The sequence below is a fragment of the Marinimicrobium sp. UBA4209 genome, assembly GCF_002381585.1.
GTDB lineage: Bacteria > Pseudomonadota > Gammaproteobacteria > Pseudomonadales > Cellvibrionaceae > Marinimicrobium > Marinimicrobium koreense.
In genome coordinates this window covers 79,259-80,019 of sequence record NZ_DFTP01000114.1, presented here as the reverse complement: position 1 = coordinate 80,019, position 761 = coordinate 79,259, and the positions used below count along the sequence as shown (strand labels likewise).

Below are 761 nucleotides of genomic sequence, written 5' to 3'. Positions count from 1 at the left end.
TCGCTGTCATCGCCGTAGGCTTCCAGGCGCTTGCGCATCCAGCGGGGAATCTCTGCGCCGCAGGCGTCGGAAAAACGGGTCAGGTTTTTGAAGCTGATGATGGGCATGATGCCGGGCACGATGGGCTGGGTGATGCCCGCTTTGTGGCACTGGTCCATAAAGTAGAAGTAGGCATCCGGGTTGTAGAAGTATTGGGTAATACCGCTGTTGGCGCCCGCATCGAACTTGCCTTTCAGGAATTTGACGTCGTCGTCGTAGCTCTTGGCCTGGGGGTGGATTTCCGGGTAGGCCGCCACTTCCAGATGGAAGTGATCGCCAAAGTGCTTGCGGATAAAGGCCACCAGTTCATTGGCGTATACCATCTGGTAGCCGCCGCCGACGCCGGAGGGCATGTCGCCGCGCAGGGCAACGATGCGGTCGATACCGGCGTCTTGGTATTCCTGAATCAGTTCAATGATGGTGGCTTCGTCATCACCGCCAAAGGACAGGTGCGGTGCCACGGATACGCCTTCACTTTTGAAGTGCTTGACGATGCCTTTGGTGTTATCGCGCGTGGAGCCACCGGCGCCGTAGGTGACGGAGAAGAAGTCCGGGGCGAACTCGGAGAGCTTCTTGCGTACGTTCAGAAGTTTTTCCCGGCCCTGGTCGGTTTTGGGGGGGAAGAATTCGAAACTTAGTTGGGGTTGATCGGTGTCGGTCATTTTGGGTGGTGCTCTTTGGTCTTTTTTCGTAGATTCAGGGTTGGGTTACGGCGGGTGCGC

1 protein-coding gene is annotated in these 761 nt (G+C 57.3%); it reads right to left on the bottom strand.

The window, feature by feature from the left end:
* On the bottom strand, nt 1-701 hold a 701-nt coding region (locus tag B3187_RS16800; RefSeq protein WP_286807633.1), incomplete at its 3' end, for a methylenetetrahydrofolate reductase.
* Nucleotides 702-761: the final 60 nt, after the last annotated feature.